At 69.4% G+C, this 19,549-nt stretch carries 22 protein-coding genes; 14 read left to right on the forward strand and 8 right to left on the reverse strand.

The window, feature by feature from the left end:
- Positions 1–3 precede the first annotated feature (3 nt).
- The 5 genes from dapA (at position 4) to JI739_RS03915 (ending at position 4,088) form a co-directional block, all read left to right on the forward strand.
- A complete protein-coding gene (dapA, locus tag JI739_RS03895) occupies positions 4–891 on the forward strand; it encodes a 4-hydroxy-tetrahydrodipicolinate synthase (RefSeq protein ID WP_201682509.1) in 888 nt (295 codons plus the stop codon).
- A gap of 40 nt (positions 892–931) precedes the next feature.
- The gene (gene bamC / locus JI739_RS03900; protein WP_201682510.1) at positions 932–2,011 is read left to right on the forward strand and encodes an NlpB/DapX family lipoprotein; all 1,080 of its coding nucleotides are present in this window, start codon (positions 932–934) and stop codon (positions 2,009–2,011) included.
- A gap of 2 nt (positions 2,012–2,013) precedes the next feature.
- Positions 2,014–2,790: an MBL fold metallo-hydrolase gene (locus tag JI739_RS03905; protein ID WP_201682511.1), complete on the forward strand. Its 777-nt coding sequence runs from the start codon at positions 2,014–2,016 to the stop codon at positions 2,788–2,790.
- A 275-nt stretch (positions 2,791–3,065) separates the two neighbouring features.
- The gene (locus tag JI739_RS03910) at positions 3,066–3,464 is read left to right on the forward strand and encodes a hypothetical protein (protein WP_201682512.1); all 399 of its coding nucleotides are present in this window, start codon (positions 3,066–3,068) and stop codon (positions 3,462–3,464) included.
- Between the two features lie 21 nt (positions 3,465–3,485).
- Complete coding sequence (locus JI739_RS03915; protein ID WP_201682513.1) at positions 3,486–4,088, forward strand: hypothetical protein; 603 nt, start codon at positions 3,486–3,488, stop codon at positions 4,086–4,088.
- 449 nt (positions 4,089–4,537) lie between these two features.
- Here the strand turns inward: JI739_RS03915 and JI739_RS03920 are convergent, their stop codons facing one another.
- The 4 genes from JI739_RS03920 to JI739_RS03935 form a co-directional block, all read right to left on the reverse strand.
- Positions 4,538–5,962: a hypothetical protein gene (locus tag JI739_RS03920; protein WP_201682514.1), complete on the reverse strand. Its 1,425-nt coding sequence runs from the start codon at positions 5,960–5,962 to the stop codon at positions 4,538–4,540.
- A gap of 214 nt (positions 5,963–6,176) precedes the next feature.
- The gene (locus JI739_RS03925) at positions 6,177–6,473 is read right to left on the reverse strand and encodes a hypothetical protein (RefSeq protein WP_201682515.1); all 297 of its coding nucleotides are present in this window, start codon (positions 6,471–6,473) and stop codon (positions 6,177–6,179) included.
- A 172-nt stretch (positions 6,474–6,645) separates the two neighbouring features.
- The gene (locus JI739_RS03930) at positions 6,646–7,155 is read right to left on the reverse strand and encodes a hypothetical protein (protein ID WP_201682516.1); all 510 of its coding nucleotides are present in this window, start codon (positions 7,153–7,155) and stop codon (positions 6,646–6,648) included.
- Entirely contained in the window at positions 7,152–8,282 is a 1,131-nt protein-coding gene (locus JI739_RS03935; RefSeq protein ID WP_201682517.1) for a JmjC domain-containing protein, read from the reverse strand. Before JI739_RS03935 ends, JI739_RS03930 begins: the two co-directional genes overlap by 4 nt.
- Positions 8,283–8,314: 32 nt before the next feature.
- Here JI739_RS03935 and JI739_RS03940 point away from each other — a divergent pair, with 32 nt between their 5' ends.
- Positions 8,315–8,833, forward strand: a complete 519-nt coding sequence (locus JI739_RS03940; RefSeq protein ID WP_201682518.1) for an FKBP-type peptidyl-prolyl cis-trans isomerase — start codon at positions 8,315–8,317, stop codon at positions 8,831–8,833.
- Positions 8,834–8,855: 22 nt separating this feature from the next.
- On the opposite strand, the gene JI739_RS03945 is transcribed toward JI739_RS03940, so the two are convergent.
- The 3 genes from JI739_RS03945 to coaBC all read right to left on the reverse strand — a co-directional run bounded on the left by JI739_RS03945 (position 8,856) and on the right by coaBC (position 11,178).
- Positions 8,856–9,356, reverse strand: coding sequence for a glycine zipper 2TM domain-containing protein (locus JI739_RS03945; protein ID WP_201682519.1), 501 nt, complete (start codon positions 9,354–9,356; stop codon positions 8,856–8,858).
- A 143-nt stretch (positions 9,357–9,499) separates the two neighbouring features.
- Positions 9,500–9,946: a dUTP diphosphatase gene (gene dut / locus JI739_RS03950; protein ID WP_201682520.1), complete on the reverse strand. Its 447-nt coding sequence runs from the start codon at positions 9,944–9,946 to the stop codon at positions 9,500–9,502.
- A complete protein-coding gene (coaBC, locus tag JI739_RS03955; RefSeq protein ID WP_201682521.1) occupies positions 9,943–11,178 on the reverse strand; it encodes a bifunctional phosphopantothenoylcysteine decarboxylase/phosphopantothenate--cysteine ligase CoaBC in 1,236 nt (411 codons plus the stop codon). Before coaBC ends, dut begins: the two co-directional genes overlap by 4 nt.
- An 87-nt stretch (positions 11,179–11,265) precedes the next feature.
- On the opposite strand from coaBC, the gene pyrG reads away from it, so the two are divergent.
- The 6 genes from pyrG (at position 11,266) to JI739_RS03985 (ending at position 16,801) form a co-directional block, all read left to right on the forward strand.
- Positions 11,266–12,933, forward strand: coding sequence for a CTP synthase (gene pyrG / locus JI739_RS03960; protein ID WP_201682522.1), 1,668 nt, complete (start codon positions 11,266–11,268; stop codon positions 12,931–12,933).
- A gap of 144 nt (positions 12,934–13,077) precedes the next feature.
- A complete protein-coding gene (kdsA, locus tag JI739_RS03965) occupies positions 13,078–13,935 on the forward strand; it encodes a 3-deoxy-8-phosphooctulonate synthase (RefSeq protein WP_201682523.1) in 858 nt (285 codons plus the stop codon).
- Between the two features lie 36 nt (positions 13,936–13,971).
- The gene (gene eno, locus JI739_RS03970; RefSeq protein ID WP_201682524.1) at positions 13,972–15,255 is read left to right on the forward strand and encodes a phosphopyruvate hydratase; all 1,284 of its coding nucleotides are present in this window, start codon (positions 13,972–13,974) and stop codon (positions 15,253–15,255) included.
- 66 nt (positions 15,256–15,321) lie between these two features.
- Positions 15,322–15,597, forward strand: coding sequence for a septum formation initiator family protein (locus JI739_RS03975; protein ID WP_201682525.1), 276 nt, complete (start codon positions 15,322–15,324; stop codon positions 15,595–15,597).
- 10 nt (positions 15,598–15,607) lie between these two features.
- Positions 15,608–16,306, forward strand: coding sequence for an AAA family ATPase (locus JI739_RS03980; RefSeq protein WP_236589050.1), 699 nt, complete (start codon positions 15,608–15,610; stop codon positions 16,304–16,306).
- Between the two features lie 33 nt (positions 16,307–16,339).
- Positions 16,340–16,801 carry a RidA family protein gene (locus tag JI739_RS03985; protein ID WP_201682526.1) on the forward strand — a complete coding sequence of 154 codons (462 nt, stop codon included), beginning with the start codon at positions 16,340–16,342 and terminating at the stop codon, positions 16,799–16,801.
- Positions 16,802–16,858: 57 nt separating this feature from the next.
- On the opposite strand, the gene JI739_RS03990 is transcribed toward JI739_RS03985, so the two are convergent.
- Positions 16,859–18,469 (reverse strand): gamma-glutamyltransferase family protein, encoded by a 1,611-nt coding sequence (locus JI739_RS03990; RefSeq protein ID WP_201682527.1) that lies wholly within the window; start codon positions 18,467–18,469, stop codon positions 16,859–16,861.
- 48 nt (positions 18,470–18,517) lie between these two features.
- Between JI739_RS03990 and nth the strand changes: the two genes are divergently transcribed.
- Entirely contained in the window at positions 18,518–19,171 is a 654-nt protein-coding gene (gene nth / locus JI739_RS03995) for an endonuclease III (RefSeq protein ID WP_201682528.1), read from the forward strand.
- Positions 19,168–19,548: a fluoride efflux transporter CrcB gene (gene crcB, locus JI739_RS04000; protein ID WP_201682529.1), complete on the forward strand. Its 381-nt coding sequence runs from the start codon at positions 19,168–19,170 to the stop codon at positions 19,546–19,548. The genes nth and crcB overlap by 4 nt, the downstream gene beginning before the upstream one ends.
- The last annotated feature ends 1 nt before the right edge of the window (position 19,549 follow it).

Consider the following 19,549-nt stretch of genomic DNA (forward strand, 5'->3'; position numbering starts at 1 on the left):
CTTATGACACCGATTACCGGCAGCATCGTGGCGCTGGCCACCCCCCTGCATGACGACGGCAGCGTGGACTATGCGGGCCTGCGAAAACTGATCGATTGGCATGTCGCCGAAGGCACCGACTGCATCGGCGTGGTGGGCACCACCGGCGAGTCACCGACGGTCTCGGTCGAAGAACACCGCGAGATCATCCGGGTGTCGGTGGAGCATGCCGCCGGCCGCGTGCCCATCATGGCCGGCTGCGGCGCCAACTCCACGGCTGAGGCGGTATCGCTGGCGCGCTATGCGCGCGAGGTTGGCGCCGACTGCCAACTGCAGGTCGTGCCCTACTACAACCGGCCCACCCAGGAGGGGATGTACCTGCACTTCAAGGCCATCGCCGAAGCCACCGGCGACCTGCCCATCGTCCTGTACAACGTGCCCGGCCGCACGGTCGCCGACATGGCCCACGACACCGTGCTGCGCCTGACCCAGGTGCCCGGCATCGTCGGCATCAAGGAAGCCTCCGGCAACATCGAGCGTGCGCAGTGGCTGATCCGCGACGTGCCGCGCGGCTTCTCGGTGTATTCAGGGGACGACCCCACCGCCGTTGCCCTGATGCTGTGCGGCGGCCAGGGCAACGTGAGCGTCACGGCCAATGTGGCGCCGCGGCTGATGCACGAGTTGTGCGTGGCCGCCGTCGCCGGCGACCGAGAGCGCGCCATGGAGATCCAGCGCCAGCTGATGCCGGTGCACCGCGCCCTCTTCGTCGAAGCCAACCCGATCCCCGTCAAGTGGGCCATGGCCCGCATGGGCCTGTGCGCAGGCGCCTTGCGCCTGCCCCTCACGCCGCTCACGGCCCCCAACCAGCCCGTCGTGGAAGCGGCTTTGCGTGCCGCCGACCTGCTGCACTGACGCGTTGACCAGCGCCGACGAGACTCCCCTAGGAAGACCGATGAAGCAATTTGCACGAGTGGCCCTGCTGCTCGCCGCCGCCCAGCTTGCCGCCTGCTCGGTGATGGAACCCAGCCGGATCGATTACCGCAGCGCCTCCAAGGCGCCTTCGCTGGAAGTACCGCCCGACCTGACCCAGCTGAACCGCGATGCGCGCTATGTCGCCCCCGGCGGCACGGTCACGGCCAGCAGCTACCAGCTTGGCCAGGCCACGCCCAACACCCCCACCGCCGCCACGGCCATCGGCGACGTGCGCATCGAGCGCGCCGGCGACCAGCGCTGGCTGGTGGTCAACCGCCCGGCCGACCAGCTCTGGGGCCCGCTGCGTGAGTTTTGGCAGCAGCTCGGTTTCTCGCTCACGATGGAGCAGGCCAACCTCGGCATCATGGAAACCGACTGGGCGGAGAACCGCGCCAAGATCCCGCAGGGTTTCGTCCGTGGCCTGCTCGGGCGCGTGTTCGACAGCGCCTACTCCACCGCCGAACGCGACCGCTTCCGCACCCGCCTCGAGCGGACCCCCAGCGGCGGCACCGAGATCTACATCTCGCACCGTGGCATGGCCGAGGTCTACACCGACAAGGAAAGCGAACAGACCACCTGGCAGCCGCGCCCGGCCGATCCCGAGCTCGAGAACGAGATGCTGCGGCGCCTGATGGTCAAGCTCGGGGTGACCGAGCAACAGGCCCAGGCCGCGATCGCCAGCGCGCCCGCCCAACCGGCCGCCCGCATCGAGCGGGCGAACGATGTGCCGGTCGTTCGCCTGGATGAAGGCTTCGAGCGGGCCTGGCGCCGGGTCGGGCTGACCCTCGACCGCACCGGCTTCACCGTCGAGGACCGTGATCGCAGCAAGGGCCTGTACTTCGTGCGCTACGTCGAACCCACTCCCGATCGCAAGGAACCCGGCTTCTTCGGCCGCCTGTTCAACCGGGGAGATCGCCGCGGCGATCCGCTGAAGTTCCAGATCGCGGTGCGCAGCGAAGGCCCCACCACCACGGTCTCCGTGCTCGATGCGAAAGGCGCGCCCGAGGCGTCCGCCAACGCCCAGCGCATCGTCCAGGTGATCGCCGACGACCTGAAGTAGCCTTGTTGCGCTTCAAGAGCCTGGCCAGCGGCAGCAGCGGCAACGCGACCCTGGTGCAGGCGCGCAGCGGCGGCCGCGCCACCCACCTGCTGGTCGACTGCGGTCTGGGCATCCGCAACCTCACCAAGCGCCTGGGCGCCGCGGGGCTGCTGGCGGACCAGATCGACGCGATCTTCATCACGCACGAGCACGGCGACCACGTGGGCTGCGCCCGCGCCGTGGCCTTGCGCGAGCGCATCCCGGTGTACATGAGCGCCGGCACCTATGCCGCCATCGAAGAACCCGACTTCGACGGACTGCTGCGGCTGGTGCGAGACGGTGAACCGATCGAGCTGGGCGCCCTGCAGTTCACCCCCTTTGCCGTGCCGCACGACGCACGCGAGCCGCTGCACCTGCGCTGCACCGACGGGGCCACGCGGCTGGGCGTGGTGACCGACCTCGGCTACGTCACGGCCGACGTGCTGCAGAACCTGGCCGGCTGCCGGTCCCTGGTGCTGGAGTGCAACCACGACGAGGACCTGCTCTCGTCGGGACCTTACCCGTGGTTCCTGAAGCGGCGCATCGGCGGCCACCGCGGCCACCTGGCCAACGGCGCCGCCGCCATGGCGGCGCGCTGGCTCGCGAGCACCGGACTGCAGCAGGTGGTGGCGGCGCACCTGAGCAAGCAGAACAACCGGCCCGAGCTGGCGCAGGCGGCCGTGGCGGATGCCATGGGCTGCGGGGCCAGCGACGTGCTGGTGGCCGACGAAGCCACCGGCACCGGGTGGCTCACCGCCTGAGGTCCCGGCCGAGTCCGGCCGCGTCCTTTGCTGGTTTGCCGGCGTGGGCAGCGTCCACGCTTGCCGCAAGAGCCAGGACGGGCGCCGCGCCCGCCGCAGCTGCGGTGCCGCCCGGCCCCCCGGCGGCCGATGGCACCCCGCGCAGGAACATCGAGCGCCGCTGGCGCAGGACCTCGTCGTAAAGGTCCGCCAGACCGTGCTGCTCGCCCGGCGGCAGGCTTGCCAGACCCCGCCTCGCCGAGGCCGTCGAGCAGGCGCTCCACGACGACCTGGTGATGGGCGGGTGCCAGCCGGGTGGACAGGTTCTGCAGGCGTTCGCACAGGCTGCGGCCGGTCAGGTGCGCCAGCAGCATGGAATCGGCGAACGACTGCAGCCGCTGGGCGAACTGAACGTGATCGGCCGAGCACAGCGGAGCCAGAGGATCGAGGGCGGCCGCGTGGGCGTCGAGGAACCGGATCACGGCTCCATCACGCAGGTCGACGTCCGGAGGCAGGCAATCCCTGGTATCGATCCCGTGCAGCGCCAGCGCCTGCGGGACGCACCGGGCGATCCGGATGGCGTCAAGTTCATCGGGGAAGTGGGTGCGCCGACGCTCGTAGAGGGTCCGCAGTACGCCAGCCCGGTGCTCCTGCGCCATCGCGTCCAAGGACCCGAGCAGCAGGGCGGTGACTGACGCTGGGGTGGAATCTTTCGAATGGAGCACCCGCTGCAAGGCATGGCCCAACAGCGCATCCGAGCACGGCCACTTCTCCTTGTCCACGCCCTCGCCGGTGGCGAGATCCTGGTTGTTGGCAAGGCCGGTCACGTACGCGCGCATGAAGGAGCGGCATGCGTCGAGGAGCGCGAGCCGCCCGCCCCCCTTGCCATCCCGGCCCTGCTCCAGCCACAACATGAGCTTGTGGGGATCGAATTCGGCATCGGCCTGCCCCAGCCCGTGGGCCAGGAGTTCAAGGGCATCGCATCGCGAGACGCCAGGCAGTTGATCGCAGTACCTGCCTGCATCGGCATCGGGCTTCAGGCTCTTGGAAACCGCAGCGATGAGGGCGACTTGCATCCTGGAGCGCAGCCCTGTGTCGAGGCTTCCGAATGCGCCGAAGCCGCTCTTCAGCATCGATGCCCGCAGGTCCTCGGCCGCTCCCGGATCGCGTACCTGCTCGGCCCGAAAGACCTCCTGCAAGATGAGGCGCGTCAAACGGATGGATTCACTAGGCCGAACCGCTCCGCCGCCGCACTTGCGGACCAGGTGCTCCATCATCGATGGAAACAGTCCGGTCACGTTCACGCGGAGCCTGGCTAGCCGGCCCAGCAACTGGCAGGCCTCCGGATGCAGCGTGGTGCCACCGAGCTTCTGCGCCAACGCCCACGCGGTATCCAGCGTCCACCGCATCTGGTCGGCCGCCGGCTGCGAAGCTGCTTTGGCATCCCCGCGAGCCTGACCCGACTGCGGGGGCAGCACGGCAACGCGCCGCACAGGAAGGGGCGGCGCCATGGGCGCTTGCTGATCGTCGCTGCTGATCCGGTCGGGGGCGCCAGGCATTTCGCGCTCCTTCGCGGAATTGTTGAAGACGGGAGCAAGGCGGCTTGAGGCTGAGGATGCGCTGAAAGGGAACATGAACGATGTCGAGTGAGGGCCCGGGGCCCGTAGGTTGAGTCCATCCACTGGGCTGATGGGCTGGCGGGGCGGATGCTAGGCAGCGCGCCAGGGCGGAGGTGACGCCTGTCTGACGAATGCTGCCGAAGCTGCGATCAACCCTTGGTCGGCCCGGGCGACGAGTCCCCTGCGACCTTTCCGTCCGGACGCGGCGGCATCACCGAGTGCGCGGCGGGGGAACCCGGGGCGGGCGACGCTGGAATGGGCTGGCCCATGAGGTAACCGCGCCCCTCTTCCCAGCAGGTATCGGCGATCTTACGGATGCTCGAACAGAACTGAGGGGCATGCGCGTGCATGCGGTCGATCCGTTCGAGGCCGGGCGGAAGGACGCGGTGCTTGATCAGGTAGAGCCGCAGATGGCCGCGCAGGCGGTTCGCACGGGCCTCCCCGTCGCTCAACGGGAATATTCCTCGAGTAGGGTCGGCTCCGACTCGATGCGCAAAGCTGAAATGGCTGCGTTGGGTCGGGTTCTCCAACAGCCTCGAACCTTCGAAGCATTCGAGGCTGCGTGTGCGCTCTGCCCCATGGACACCGAGGGCCAGGGGGATGGCTTCGCGCAGCCGAGCCAGGCCCAGCGCGGGCGGGGCGTCGCTCGCGCTCACCTCGGTGGCCAGCTCCAGCAGCTGCCGATGCCCTTCACCAGCCGGCACGGCCTCCAGCACGCCGAGGAGCGCTGCCGGCAACAGCTCCTGCGGCCAGTGGCCCGAGGGGAGCACCTGCCCCAGCGTGTCGCTCAGGAGCCGAACCCGCCGGTCGCTGAAAGCCAGCCGGGACAGGTACTCGCCCGACCAGACCCCGCGCACGAATGCACGGTGCAAGTCCAGGCGGACCAGCGGATCGCGGAATGACTCGCCCAGCCGGTCGAGCAGCGGCTCCAGCCGCACCAGGTCTTGCGAGCGGTCCAGCGCAAGTGCCATGCCGAGCTGGTGGATGCGTGTGGCGTCGCTCAGGCGATCGTCTTGCTGACTCAGGCGGTGACGCCACTCGGAAGTCACGAATCGCGCCACACTGACCTCTCGATCCGCCATGGCACTCAGGGCCGACAGCGCAACCACACGCATGAAACCCGAGGCTTGCTCATGGCCCGGGCGATCTGGACGGACGACGCGGTCCAGCAGGATCTCGCGACAGACCTCCAGAAGGCGGGACGAGAACTGGAGGTTCGCGACGGTCATCACCACATGGAGCACGTGGGAGGCGACTTGGAGGGCATAGCCGCGCGGTGCCAGGCCGTCCATGGCCAGATAGCGGCCGCAAGAGTCTTCGAGCGCAGCCAGCAGGGAAGGCAGGACCGCGCGCAGATCGGCGGCGCGAAGGTGCTTGCGCAGCAGGCGATCCACCCGGGGGAACTGGACAGGGCCGGCCGCTGCGGGCGCGGTCGCGGGGAACAATTGCGCCAGGACATCCCGGAGGTTGGGAGGCAGCGCCGGCCCTGCATGCCCCGGCGCCTGCACACGGGAGAACACCAGCCGTGTTCGCGCGGGCATCGTGACGGTCTGCTGGCCGGGCCTCAGCGGCATGGCGGGCGTTCTGCCGGCCGCGCTTGACCCGGGCCGCGAAGACGGCGTGGAGGTGGGCGCGGGACGGAAGCTGGAGGCGGAATCGGTTTGCATGGGCGCGCATGCTAGATGGGCTTGGTCCAGCGGAGTGACATTCCGCTGACCAGCTCATCCATTGCGCACGCGACCAAGAGAAAAGCCGCCCTCAGGCGGCTTTTCATGGAGGTCCGTTCGATCAACGGGCCGGGGCGGGCGCCGGGGTGGCCGCCGGGGCCGGGGTAGCCGCCGGGGCCGGGGTAGCCGGAGCGGTGGTGGACGGCATGGCGGACGGCGCGCTGGACGCGTCGCCGCTGGCCGGGGCGGCGGGAGCAGCCGCCGGCGGCTCGGCCGGCGCGGGTGCCGGCATCGGTGCAGGGGCGGGAACCGGCGTGCTGGCGGCGGGGGCCGGCGCCGGGGCCGGGGTCTCGTTGCGGCCGCAGGCGGACAAGGCGACGGCGGCGAACAGGCCGGCCAGGACGAGCGATTTCTTCATGTCGGGATTTCCTTTTGGATCGGATGCTTCCGGAGTTGGCCGCCTGCGATGCAGGTCGTCCGCACGGGCGAGGTCACCAGGGTCACCTGCCCGCGCGACGACGATTATAGAAACCGCACCGTGACCGAAAGCCCGCTCGTGTCGGCGTCTCGCCACGCCGGCACAGCCGGCTTCACAACCCGAGCGTGGTCGCCGCGAACGCACTGGTCGACTGGCGAAGCCACTCCTGCAGCCGCTCGTGCAGCAGATGCCGCGGCCCCGCCCCATGGCTGGCCACTCCCCTGCCGCGCGACCGGTCGTGCCGCTCCAGCATCCAGTGCCCGCTCCAGATGGCACTGGGGAATTCGCTGCCGTCGGCCTGGCGGCAGGCCCGTGCCTCGATCCGGTCGGCCCAGGTGCGGCGCCAGCTCACGAAACGGGGATGTTCGCGCGGCACCCGGTCCCAGCTCTGCGCGAGCAGGGTGATCCGCCCGCCTCGGCGGGCCCAGCACTGGAGCGACTGGGCGACGCTGCGCTCGTTCAGCGGCCAGTCGCCGAAGTCCGGGTCGCACAGGATCAACTCATGCCAGCCTTGTTCGGCCGCCTGCGCGAGGGCCTCGCGCACCAGTTGCTGGAATCTCAGCCGACCGTCGAAGCGCTCTTCGGGCAGCGCCGGCCATCCCGGCTGCGGGGTTTGCGTCACGGCCGCGGCCCCTCCTGCAGCCAGCCGGCTTCGCACCATGAGGCGAGCAGCTCGCGGGCCGCCTCGCTCGCGGCGCCGAGTTCGGGTTCGCCGAGCTGGCGCTGGTCGGCCAGGCGCCGCATCAGCGTCGCGTCGCGCCCGGCAGCGCGCCAGCTTTCGCCATTGATGAAGATGTGGCGCTCGTCGTAGAGCATGCGCGTGCGCGGGTCCAGGTGCACACCGCGCAGTCGCCTCGGCGCCGGTTGCGGATCGAACCAGACGTGCGGCTTGGGCTCGCTCAGGTACTCGCCCAGGGCCCGCCCGATCGCACGCGGATCGCGCAAGGCCGAAGCGACCGCCTGTTCGGCGAAGCGCAGCATCCCGGCCGGGATGGCACCGGGTGCGTCGGTGGCCGGCTGGCGCGCGTCCTGGTACAAGGCCTCGCCCGCCGCGTCGGCCGCGTCCTCGGCCAGGCGCTGCAACAACTCGCGCGCCAGTTCGCCGCGCGCCGGCGAACGAAAACCGATCGAGTAGGTCTGGCACTCGCCTTCGGCGACGCCATCGTGCGCGTATCGCGGCGGCAGGTAGAGCATGTCACCCGGCTCGAGCAGCCACTCCTGCTCGGGCTCGAAGTGGGCCAGGACCTTGAGCGGGGCATCCTCCTGCAGGCTCAGGTCCGATTGGCGGCCGATCCGCCAGCGCCGGCGACCCTGCGCCTGCAACAGGAACACGTCGTAGCTGTCGAAGTGCGGCCCGACCCCACCACCATCGGTTGCGAAAGAAATCATGAGGTCGTCCATCCGCGCCTCGGGCACGAAGCGAAAGGACTGCAGCAACGCGTGTGCCGCGCGGTCATGCAGGTCCATCCCCTGCAACAGCAGCGTCCAGCCGGGCCGTTGCCGCGCCGGCAAGGCACGCCGGGACAAGGGCCCCCGCCGCAGTCGCCAGGTGTCGTCACGCTCGCGCACGACAAGCCGTGATTCGACGTCCTCGTTCGCGGCGAGCGCGAACAGCTGCGTCGGCTGGTGCAGCGCCTTCATGCCGGCGATGGCGCCACGCACCAGCAGCGGCTTGCGTTGCCAGTGACGCTTCATGAATTGCCGGGGCGAGAGTCCGCCGAGCAGGGCGAGCGGTTGGTCGATGTGCATGGATGAGGATTCGGCTGCGAGAATTGTCGGCCATGGAAATCACCCAACAATGCGTGGTCGCACTGACCTGGACCTTGAAAGACACGCTCGGCGAGGTGCTCGACGAGCTCGATCAGCCAGTCGAATTCCTGGTCGGCGGGGGCGACCTGCTGGCCAAGATCGAGGAGGCCCTGCAGGGGCACGAGCCGGGCGAGCAGGTGGACCTCCACCTGGAGCCCGAAGACGCGTTCGGCGACTACGACGAGTCCCGCGTGTTCCTGGAGCCGCGCGACCTGTTCCCCGCCGAAGTGGACGAGGGCATGACCTTCGAGGGCCTGCCCGCCGGCTGCAGCCCGGACGCACCGCGCGACATGCTCTACACCGTGACCGAGGTCTATCCCGAGCACGTGGTGCTCGATGGCAACCACCCGCTGGCGGGCATCGCGCTGCGGCTGCACCTGAAGGTGGAGTCCGTGCGCGAGGCCACCGAGGAAGAGATCGGACGCGGTTCGGCCGGCGCCGGCTTCTTCCGGGTCCAGCCGCAGGCGCCCGGCAGCAATACCCTGCACTGAGGGCGCCGTCCGGGCCGGCCGGTCACATGCGGTAGATCACGCCGTTTTCGATGCGGACCCGATCGCCCACGCGCAAGTCACCATACGAGGCGACCTCGAACATGCGCGTGCCGCCCTGGTCGGTGGCTACCGTCACCCGATAGCTCGGGCCGGTGGCGGGCGGTGGCGCGGCCTGGCCGGCACCGACCTGCGAGCCGATCGCCGCGCCGCCCAGGCCACCGAGCACCGTGGCGGCATCGCGGCCACTGCCACCGCCGATCTGGCGGCCGAGCAGCGCTCCCGCGCCGGCCCCGACGACGGCACCGAGGATGTTGGGGTTGCGCCCTGCCTGTGCGGCTCCGGGCTGCACGTATTCGATGTTGGTCACGCGCCCGAACATCATCCCCTGGGGGTTGGTGGCCACGGGCGAAGACACGGGATACGTGGCCGTGGGCTGGTTCAGAGGCACGCTGCCACAGGCGGCCAGCAGGGCGGCCGCCGTGACCATGGTGCCGATCTGGGCGACGCGGATCGATGTGCGCATGAGGATCTCCTTTCAATCTGCGGCACGGCTGCACCTGCAGCCATGCGGTCGTTCGATTGAATGCCCGTCACGGTCCGGCTTCGGGCGGCGCATGCCGCTGCTTGCTGTAGGAGAAGGTCAGGCTCGCGCCGCCGACCAGGCGATCATCCCTTGCCGGTCGATCCGTACCCGCCCTCACCGCGCTGGCTGGCCGGGAACTCGGTCACCACGTTGAAGCAGGCCTGCACCACCGGCACGATGACCAGCTGGGCCAGGCGCTCCATGGGCTGCAGCGTGAAGGCCGTGTCACTGCGATTCCAGCAGCTCACCATGAGCTGCCCCTGGTAGTCGCTGTCGATCAGGCCGACGAGGTTGCCCAGCACGATGCCGTGCTTGTGGCCCAGACCCGAGCGCGGCAGGATCAGGGCGGCGTAGCCCGGGTCCTTGAGCCACATGGCCATGCCGGTGGGCACCAGCTGCCAGGCGTTGGGCGCCAGCGTGAGGGGCTCATGCAGGCAGGCACGAAGGTCCAGGCCCGCGCTGCCGGGCGTGGCATAGGCTGGGAGTTGATCCACCAGGCGCGGATCGAGGATCTTGATGTCGACGTTCATGGATGGGCTTGAAGCGTGGCTGGCGGCAGGCGCCGCGCGATCTCGGCAACCAGCTGCCGGGACAGCGCCAGCTTGGAGGCGCGCGGCAATTCGTGGGTGCCGTGTTCGTCCACCAGCAGCAGCTGGTTGTCGTCCTGGCCGAAGGTCTGCGGGCCGATGTTGCCCACCAGCAGGGGCACGCCCTTGCGGGCGCGCTTGGCTTGCGCATGGGCAGCCAGGTCGTGGCTTTCGGCGGCGAAGCCCACGCAGAACAGGGCCCCGCTGCGTGCGCGCTCGCCCTGCGCCAGCGTGGCCAGGATGTCGGGGTTTTCGGTGAACTGCAGCGCCGGTGGGCGGCCTGAGCCGTCCTTCTTGATCTTGTGGCCGCTGGCCTGCAGCGGCCGCCAGTCGGCCACCGCGGCGGCCGCGATGAACACATCGGAGGCCGCGGCCGCCGCCTGGCAGGCCTCGAACATCTCGAACGCGGTGCGCACGTCCAGGCGCTGCACGCCGCGCGGCGTGGGCAGCGCCACGGGCCCGGCCACCAGCGTCACCTGCGCGCCGGCCTCGCGCGCGGCCCGGGCGATGGCGAAGCCCATCTTGCCGGACGACAGATTGGTGAGCCCGCGCACGGGGTCAATGGGCTCGAAGGTCGGGCCGGCGTTCACCAGCACCCGCCGGCCGACCAGCCGCTTGGGCTGCAGGAAGGCGATGAGGTCCTCGAGCAGTTCCTCGGGTTCGAGCATGCGGCCGTCGCCGGTCTCGCCGCAGGCCTGTTCGCCGGTGCCTACGCCCAGCAGGGTGGCACCGTCGTGCGCGAGCTGCGCCATGTTGCGCTGCGTGGCCGGATGCGCCCACATCTCGCGGTTCATGGCCGGGGCGATCAGCAGCGGCACGCGGTCGATGGGCCTGGCCAGGCACAGGAGCGAGAGCAGGTCGTCGGCGCGCCCCTGCACCAGCCGGGCCATGAAATCGGCGCTGCACGGTGCGATGAGGATGGCGTCGGCCTCGCGCGAGAGATTGATGTGCGGCATGTTGTTCGGCTCGCGCGCGTCCCACTGCGAGGTGTAGACGGGCCTCGTCGACAGGGCCTGCATGGTCACGGGGGTGATGAATTGCGCGGCGGCCTCGGTCATCACCACCTGCACGCTGGCACCCTGCTTGACCAGGCCGCGACACAATTCCGCGGCCTTGTAGCAGGCGATTCCACCCGTGAGTCCGAGGAGGATGCGCAGGCCGGCGAGCTCGTTCATGGCCGGCAAGTGTACGGGGGCCGACGTGGGCCGCTGCCTATAATCTCCGTTTACCACCTCCCCGGAAGCCCGGCCTTCCGACCTGACATGACCAAATTTGTCTTCGTCACCGGCGGTGTGGTGTCTTCCCTCGGCAAGGGAATCGCCTCAGCCTCCCTCGCTGCGATTCTGGAATCGCGGGGCCTCAAAGTCACACTGATCAAGCTGGACCCGTACATCAACGTCGACCCGGGCACCATGTCGCCGTTCCAGCATGGCGAAGTGTTCGTGACCGACGACGGGGCCGAGACCGACCTGGACCTGGGTCACTACGAGCGCTTCGTCACCACCCGCATGGGCAAGGTGAACAACTTCACCACCGGCCGCATCTACCAGTCGGTGCTCGAGAAGGAACGCCGCGGCGACTACCTGGGCAAGACCGTGCAGGTCATCCCCCACGTCACCAACGAGATCCAGGAATTCATCAAGCGCGGCGCCCGCGTGGGCGAACCCGGCGCGGCCGACGTGGCGATCGTGGAGATCGGCGGCACGGTGGGCGACATCGAGTCCCTGCCCTTCCTCGAAGCCGTCCGGCAGATGAGCCTGCGCATGGGCCCGAACAACTCGGCCTTCGTGCACCTCACCTACGTGCCGTGGATCGCCGCCGCCGGCGAGCTCAAGACCAAGCCCACCCAGCACACGGTGCAGAAGCTGCGCGAGATCGGCATCCAGGCCGACGCCCTGCTGTGCCGCGCCGACCGCCGCATCCCCGACGAGGAGCGCGCCAAGATCTCGCTCTTCACCAACGTGCCCGAGTGGGGCGTCATCTCCATGTGGGACGTCAACACCATCTACAAGGTGCCCCGCATGCTGCACGAGCAGGGCCTGGACGGCCTGATCTGCGACAAGCTGCGCCTGAACACGCCGCCTGCCAACCTCAAGCGCTGGGACGAGCTGGTCTACGAGACCGAGCACCCGCAGGGCGAAGTCAACCTGGCCATGGTGGGCAAGTACGTCGACCTCTCCGACAGCTACAAGTCCCTCAACGAGGCGCTGCGGCACGCGGGCATGAAGAACCACGTGCGCGTGCGCATCGACTACGTCGACTCCGAGACCATCACGCCCGACACCGCCTCGCAGCTGGCCAAGTACGACGCGGTGCTGGTGCCCGGCGGCTTCGGCAAGCGCGGCATCGAGGGCAAGATCACCGCCGCCCGGTTCGCCCGCGAGAACAAGATCCCGTACCTGGGCATCTGCCTGGGCATGCAGGTCGCCACCATCGAATACGCGCGCGACGTGGCCGGCCTGCCGGGCGCCAACAGCACCGAGTTCGACGCCCAGTGCGAACACCCGGTCATCGCCCTCATCACCGAATGGCAGGGCGCCGATGGCGTGGTGAACCGGCGCGACGAAAGCTCCGACCTGGGCGGCACCATGCGCCTGGGCGCGCAAAGCTCCGACGTGGCCAAGGGCACGCTGGCGCACCGCATCTACGGCGACGTGGTGACCGAGCGGCACCGCCACCGCTACGAGGCCAACGTCAAGTACCTCGACCAGCTGCGCAAGGCCGGGCTGGTGATCTCCGCCCTCACCCAGCGCGAGCACCTCACCGAGATCATCGAGCTGCCGCAGGAGGTGCACCCCTGGTTCATGGGCGTGCAGTTCCACCCCGAATTCAAGTCCACTCCCTGGGATGGGCACCCGCTCTTCAACGCCTTCATCAAGGCCGCCGCGGACCACCAGCGCAGCGGCGGCAAGCTCAAGGCGGTAGCTTGATGTTGCTGCGCATCACCCGCCCTGCGCGAGTGAAGGGGCGGACACCAGTGCCACCGCGGAACCGGCTTTGCCGGGCCGCTGGTGGCGCCCCCTTGGGGGAGGCGCCGAAGGCGCTTCGGGGGAGACTTTCTATGGAAAACTGACATGAAACTCTGCGGATTCGACGTCGGCCTCGACCGGCCCTTCTTCCTGATCGCCGGCCCCTGCGTGGTCGAGAGCGAGCAGCTGCAGATGGACGTGGCCGGCCAGCTCAAGGACATCACGGCCAGACTGGGCATTCCCTTCATCTTCAAGAGCAGCTACGACAAGGCCAACCGCTCCTCGGGCACCAGCTTCCGCGGGCCCGGCATGTCGCGCGGCCTGGAGATCCTGGCCAAGGTGCGGCGCGAGCTGCAGGTGCCGGTGATCACCGACGTGCACACCGAAGCCGAAGTGTCCGAGGTGGCCGCGGTGGTCGACGTGCTGCAGACGCCCGCCTTCCTGTGCCGGCAGACCGATTTCATCCGCGCGGTGGCGCAGTCGGGCAAGCCGGTGAACATCAAGAAGGGCCAGTTCCTCGCGCCGCACGACATGAAGAACGTGATCGACAAGGCGCGGGCCGCCGCGCGCGAGAAGGGCCTGCCCGACGACGTCTTCATGGCCTGCGAACGCGGCGCGAGCTTCGGCTACAACAACCTGGTCTCCGACATGCGGTCGCTGGCCATCATGCGGGAGACCGGCGCCCCGGTGGTGTTCGACGCCACGCACTCGGTGCAGCTCCCCGGGGGCCAGGGCACCAGCTCCGGCGGCCAGCGCGAGATGGTGCCGGTACTCGCACGCGCGGCGGTGGCGGTGGGCGTGGCCGGCCTGTTCATGGAAACCCATCCCGATCCCGCCACGGCGCTGTCCGACGGGCCCAACGCCGTGCCGCTCAAGCACATGAAGGCCCTGCTGGAGACCTTGGTCGCGCTCGACCAGGTCACCAAGAAGAACGGCTTCCTCGAAACCCGCTTCGAGGCCTGATCCCCACATCGAAGAAACCCACAGAGAAAACCACACATGAGTGCAATCGTTGACATCGTCGGACGCGAAATCCTGGATTCGCGCGGCAACCCCACTGTCGAATGCGACGTGCTGCTGGAGTCCGGCACCATGGGCCGCGCCGCCGTGCCCTCCGGCGCTTCCACCGGCTCGCGCGAGGCCATCGAGCTGCGCGACGGCGACAAGGGCCGCTACCTCGGCAAGGGCGTGCTCAAGGCGGTGAACCACGTCAACACCGACATCTCCGAGGCGGTGCTGGGCCTGGATGCCTCCGAGCAGGCCTTCCTGGACAAGACCCTGATCGACCTGGACGGCACCGACAACAAGAGCCGCCTGGGCGCCAACGCCATGCTCGCCGTCTCCATGGCCGTGGCCCGGGCCGCCGCCGAAGAATCGGGACTGCCGCTGTACCGTTATTTCGGCGGCATGGCGGGCATGCAGATGCCGGTGCCCATGATGAACGTGGTCAACGGCGGCGCCCATGCCAACAACAACCTCGACCTGCAGGAGCTGATGATCATTCCCGTGGGGGCGCCGACCTTCCGCGAGGCCATCCGCTATGGCGCCGAGGTGTTCCATGCGCTCAAGAAGATCATCCACGACAAGGGCATGAGCGTGGCCGTGGGCGACGAGGGCGGCTTCGCCCCCAACGTCGAGAACCACGAGGCCGCCATCCAGATGATCCTGCAGGCCATCGAGGCCGCCGGCTACCGCCCGGGCGAACAGGTCGCCCTGGGACTGGACTGCGCCGCCAGCGAATTCTTCCGCGACGGCCGCTACCACGTGCAGGCCGAAGGGCTGCAGGCCGGTGCCGCCGAATGGACCGACGTGCTCGCCGGCTGGGTGTCCAAGTACCCCATCATCAGCATCGAGGACGGCATGGCCGAAGGCGACTGGGACGGCTGGAAACTGCTGACCGAGCGCCTGGGGCGCCAGGTGCAACTGGTGGGCGACGACCTCTTCGTCACCAACACCCGCATCCTCGCGGAAGGCATCGAGAAGAACATCGCCAACTCGATCCTGATCAAGATCAACCAGATCGGCACGCTGACCGAAACCTTCGCCGCCATCGAGATGGCCAAGCGGGCCCGCTACACCGCGGTCATCAGCCACCGCTCGGGAGAGACCGAGGACAGCACCATCGCCGACATCGCCGTGGGCACCAACGCCGGTCAGATCAAGACCGGTTCGTTGTCCCGATCCGACCGGATGGCCAAATACAACCAGCTTCTGCGCATCGAGGAAGACCTGGGCGACACGGCCACCTATCCAGGGCTGGGCGCTTTCTACAACATCCGGTGAGCCGGAGGGCTCCGAGCCACAGGCATACCGTCAGAAGTCCCGGGGCCCCATCCATAATCGCCGCTCATGAGCTCCCGCCTCGTCCCTGCCCTGCTCATCACGCTGCTGGCCGTGTTCCACGGCCAGTTGTGGTTCGGACGGGGCAGCGTCTCCGAGGTGGCCGAGATGCAGCGTCAGCTGCACGAGCAGAAGGAAGCCAACCGGCGCTCCCAGCTCGCCAACGAGCGGCTCGCCTCCGAGGTGCGCGACCTGAAGGAAGGCCTGGAAATGGTCGAGGAAAAGGCGCGCATGGAGTTGGGCATGGTCAAGCCCAACGAGATCTACATCCAGGTCACCCCCTGAAGCCTGGCCCATGGTGCTGCCCGGGCCGCCGCTGAAGGTTGCCCTGCTCGGCGCCGAGAGCACGGGCAAGACCTGGCTGGCACAGGCCATGGCCGAACGGCTGCGGGTCCAGGGCCATCGGGTGGCGGTGGTTCCCGAGGTGCTGCGCCACTGGTGCGAAGCCCATGGCCGAAGTCCCCAGCCGCAGGAACACCTGGCCATCGGCCAGGCCCAGGAAGCACAGGTCGACCTCGCCGCCGCACAGTCCGACATCGTCATCGCCGACACCACCGCGCTGATGGTGGCGATCTACGGCGCGCTGCTGTTCGACGACCACCCCTTGTACCGCCTGGCCCTCGTGCGGCTGCGCACGTATGGGCTGGTCCTGCTCACCGGGCTTGACCTGCCCTGGGTGGCCGATGGCCTGCACCGGCGCGACGCAAGCGACCGCGCCGCCGTCGATGCGATGGTGCGGCAGGGCCTGTCTCGAGCCGGCGTGGACTGGCGCGTGGTGTACGGCCAGGGTGTCGAGCGCTGCGACCACGCCCTGGAGTCGGTGGCCGAGGTCGCGCCCTGGGCCTGGGCCCCTCGCCCTGCCATCGCTGCGCGCTGGCAGGGTGCCTGCGAAGGCTGCGGTGACCCCGGCTGCGAACAGGGGCTGTTCCGGCGCCTGCTGAAGGTCGGCACCGGCGATTCGGGCCCGAACGGGCGGACCGGCGCGCCCTCCTAGAATTCCTGGCCCTCACCTTCCATCGGGACCGCCATGACCATTGCGCAAAAACTCCAGGAGCTCGGCATCACGCTGCCGCCGCTCGCCACCCCGGCCGCCGCCTACGTGCCGTTCGTTCGCACCGGCAACCTCGTCTTCATCAGCGGCCACATCGCCCGCAGGGACGGCAAGCCCTGGGTCGGCCAACTGGGCCGCGACATCGACACCGAACAGGGCAAGCAGGCCGCCCGCGCCATCGCCGTCGACCTGCTCGGCACCCTCCAGGCCGCGGTCGGCGACCTGGAAAACGTGCGCCGCATCGTCAAGGTGATGAGCCTGGTGAACTCCACGCCCACCTTCACCGAGCAGCACCTGGTGACCAACGGCGCCAGCGAACTGCTGGCCCAGGTCTTCGGCGACAAGGGCGCGCACGCCCGCAGCGCCTTCGGCGTGGCGCAGATCCCGATGGGAGCCTGCGTGGAGATCGAGATGGTGGTGGAGGTGGCCGGCCCTTGAGCGGCCGGCAACCTCCAGGGGTCAGGGGCGGGGGGCCAGGCCCTAGCCCCTGGCTTGCTAGAACCCCGCCACCTGCCCATCCCGCCGCGCATCACTCGCGCACACGTACCCCTCCACCCTCGGGTCGCCCGCGCGCCAGATGAACTGGCCGGCGCCGAAGTCCTGGTAGCTGTCCTCGATGATCTCGACGCGGTGGCCGCGGTCCAGCAGGGCCTGCACGGTGGACGGGTTCATCTGCTGCTCCACGTTGATTTCCACCCCGGCGTTGAAGCGCCAGCGCGGCGCATCGCAGGCGGCCTGGGGCTGCTGGCCGTAGTCGAGCATGCGCACCAGCGTCTGCAGGTGACCCTGCGGCTGCATGTTGGCCCCCATCACCCCGAAGCTCATCACAGGCTGGCCGTCCCTGGTGAGGAAGGCCGGGATGATGGTATGGAAGGGCCGCTTGCCGGGCGCCACCTGGTTGGGCCCCGGCTGCAGGCTGAAGGCATGGCCACGGTTGTGCAGGCTGATGCCGAACTCGGGCTCGACGCAGCCCGACCCGAAGCCCTGGTAGTTGCTCTGGATGAAGCTCACCATCATGCCGTCCTCGTCGGCCGCCGTGAGGTAGATGGTGCCGCCCTTGACCGGGTTGCCCGGCGCGAACGCCTGCGCCTGCTTCATGTCGATCAGCCGCGCGCGGCTGGCCAGGTAGGCGTCGTCCAGCATCTGCGCAGGCGTGACCTCCATGCTGGCCGGGTCGGCCACGTAGCGATACACGTCGGCGAAGGCCAGCTTCATGGCTTCGATCTGCACATGCTGCGAATCGGGTCCGTCCACCGGCAGCCCGGCCAGGTCGAATTTCTCGAGGATGCCCAGCGCGATCAATGCCGCGATGCCCTGGCCGCTGGGCGGGATCTCGTGCAGCCGCCAGCCACGGTAATCGCGGCCGATGGGCTCGACCCACTGCGGCCGGTAGGCGGCCAGGTCGCTGGCCTTCAGGCTGCCGCCATTCGCCGCGGCGAATCGCTCCAGCGCCTGGGCAATCTCGCCTTCGTAGTAGGCCGCGCCCCGGCTCTGGCCGATGGCGCGCAGCGCCCGCGCCGCCGCCGGGAACCGGAACAGCTCACCCACCCTGGGCGCACGCCCCCAGGGCAGGAACGCCTTGGCAAAGCCCGGCAGCGAGCCCAGCTCGGGCACCGCGGCCGCCCACTTCTGCTGCACCACCACCGGCAGCAGGTAGCCGCGCTCGGCAATTTCGATGGCCGGCTCCATCAGGTCGGCGAAGGGCAGCTTGCCGAAGCGCTCGGACAAGGCCACCCAGCCGCCGACCGCGCCCGGCACGGTGGCCGAGTCGATGCCGCGCCGGGGCGGCGTGCGGGCATCGCCGCCATGGCGGCCCTTGAAGTAATCGGGCGTCCAGCTGGCCGGCGCGTGGCCCGAGGCGTTCAGGCCGTGCAACTGCTGCCCGTCCCACAGGATGGCGAACGCATCGCTGCCCAGCCCGTTGCTCACCGGTTCACACAGCGTCATCGCCGCCGCGGTGGCGATGGCCGCGTCGACGGCATTGCCGCCGCGCTGCAGCATGCGCAGGCCGGCTTGCGCCGCCAGCGGGTGCGAAGTGGCCACCGCATTGCGCGCGAACACGGGCAGGCGGGTGCTGGGATAGGGGTTGCGGAAGTCGAAGTGCATGGGCGGCATTCTGCCGGTGACCAGTCCCCGACTAGACTCGCACGACCCATGAAACGGCAGGACATCGAGCCCTTCTTCGCGACCCTCGCGGCCGCCAACCCCGAGCCTCGCACCGAGCTCGAGTACAGCACCCCCTTCGAACTGCTCACGGCCGTGCTGCTGTCGGCGCAGGCCACCGATGCCGGCGTCAACAAGGCCACCCGGGTGCTGTTCGCCGTGGCCAACACGCCGCAGGCCATCCTCGAGCTCGGACTGGAGCGGCTGGAGGACCACGTCAAGACCATCGGGCTGTTCCGCACCAAGGCGCGCAACCTCATGGAGACCTGCCGCATCCTGGTCGAGCGGCATGGTGGCGAGGTGCCACGCACACGCGAGGAACTCGAGGCGCTGCCGGGCGTGGGCCGCAAGACCGCCAACGTGGTTCTCAACGTGGCCTTCGGCGAAGCCACCATGGCGGTGGACACGCACATCTTCCGCGTGAGCAACCGCACCGGGCTGGCGCCGGGCAAGACACCACTCGAAGTCGAGCTCAAGCTGCTGCGCCGCGTGCCCAAGGCTTTCGCGGTGAACGCCCACCACTGGCTGATCCTCCATGGGCGCTACGTCTGCCTGGCGCGCACGCCGCGCTGCTGGGAATGCGCCGTGGCCCCCTGGTGCGACTACAAGCCCAAGACCCCGCCGCCGGCGGCACGCGCCCGGTGAACGCCGCCCTGTCGCTGTGCGCGGGAGCCAGCCTGGGCGCCCTCGCCCGCTGGCAGCTCTCGCTGTGGCTCAACAGCCCGGCCACCTGGGTGCCGGTGGGCACGCTGATGGCCAACTGGGTCGGCGGTGCGCTGATCGGCCTGGCGATCGCCTTCTTCAACAGCCATCCGGGCATCGACCCCGGCTGGCGGCTGGCGCTGGTGACCGGCTTCCTGGGCGCGCTCACCACCTTCTCCACGTTCTCGGCCGAAACGGTGCTGCTGCTGCAGTCGGACCGCGTGGCGCAGGCGCTGGCGCTCTCGGCGCTGCACCTGCTGGGGTCGCTGGCGCTGACCTGGGCCGGCCTGCGGCTCGGGCAGGCCTGGTTGGGAGCCTGAG

The organism is Ramlibacter aurantiacus, assembly GCF_016722895.1.
Classification (GTDB): domain Bacteria; phylum Pseudomonadota; class Gammaproteobacteria; order Burkholderiales; family Burkholderiaceae_C; genus Ramlibacter; species Ramlibacter aurantiacus.